Consider the following 1,223-nt stretch of genomic DNA (forward strand, 5'->3'; position numbering starts at 1 on the left):
GCGGCATCAACCGCTTCACGCTCGAAATCCCGCTGATTTTCATGGCGTCGGATAAGTTCAAAGAGCAAAACGCTGATCTTTGGGCGCGCATCGCCGCAGCCAAAAATAGGCCGTTTTTAAACGACGATCTCATCCACGCGATCGCAGAAATTTTAGAGATGACCGACCTACCCGAGTACGATCCCACCCGCTCGGTGATAAACGCGGATTTCAACGCCTCGCGCCCGCGCATCATCGAGGGGGTCGATTACGATAAGGTTTATAGGCTTCAGAAGGAATTCGGCGAGTAAATTCGGTGAAATTTTGCGCCTTTTAGCAGCGCAGAATTTCGCCTCTTAAAATCTGCGCTCTTATCGCAAACGTTCGCGCCCTAATTTAAGCTTTCGGACACGAGCGCGACCGCATCAAATTTACGCCGCACAAAGCTCCGCAGTAGAGTCTTGCGTCGTAAAATTCTGCCGAGTAAAATTCGGTTTTGTGAAATTTCAAAATTTTGCGGCTAAAATTCCACGGCACGGAATTTTACGCGACCGCATAATTTAGAGCATAGAACCCTCGCCCTGTATTCAAACAGCGAAATTTATTTCGGAATTTTAAAATTTAGCGGTGTAAAATTTGTCCACGCGGCACGGAATTCTACCGCTCAAATTTCACGGCGCAAAATTCCGCAGCACAAAATTTACCGCCAGAATTCAGCTCGTAATTTAAAATTTCAAAATTCCAAGCCACGAAATTTTATACCGAAGAATTTCACGCCCCAATCGGCACGGAGCATCTGCCGCTCGAGCCGCGCATAAAATTCTACGCTTTAAAATTCCAAGCTATAAAATTCTGCACTACGAAATTCCGCCGACAAAATTTTATGTCGCAAAACTCCGCGCCGTAAAATTTAAAAGCGGCTCTTGCTGTAAAATTTCGCGAGCTTAATTTACGCTGCCGCAGCGGTATTTGCCCGCTACAAAGGTGATTTTATCGCGGATCTGAGCGATCTGTCTTAGCGCCTCTGCTAAGAAATCCACGTCGCTTTCGTCGTGGATGAACGAGAAGCTAGCCCGCACCCAAGCGGGTTTGCGCGACATTTCGGTATCGGGTTGTAAGCCGAGCAGATCAAAGCCGTAAGGTGCTGCACAGTCGCAGCCTGCGCGGGTCTGGATCTCAAATTTCTGCCCGAGCACCCCGGCTAGCGCGTCCGCGCCGAGCCCTTGCATATTAAAAGCAAAGAT

1 protein-coding gene and 1 pseudogene are annotated in these 1,223 nt (G+C 48.5%); one reads left to right on the top strand and one right to left on the bottom strand.

What is annotated here, in order from left to right:
• A pseudogene (locus Q0614_RS04815) lies at window positions 1-290 on the top strand (hypothetical protein); the annotation flags it as partial.
• A gap of 633 nt (window positions 291-923) precedes the next feature.
• Here the strand turns inward: Q0614_RS04815 and Q0614_RS04820 are convergent.
• Window positions 924-1,223 (bottom strand): aminotransferase class V-fold PLP-dependent enzyme (locus Q0614_RS04820; protein ID WP_298786921.1); only part of this gene is annotated, 300 nt, incomplete at its 5' end.

Source organism: uncultured Campylobacter sp. (assembly GCF_937997595.1).
Taxonomy (GTDB): Bacteria; Campylobacterota; Campylobacteria; order Campylobacterales; family Campylobacteraceae; genus Campylobacter_B.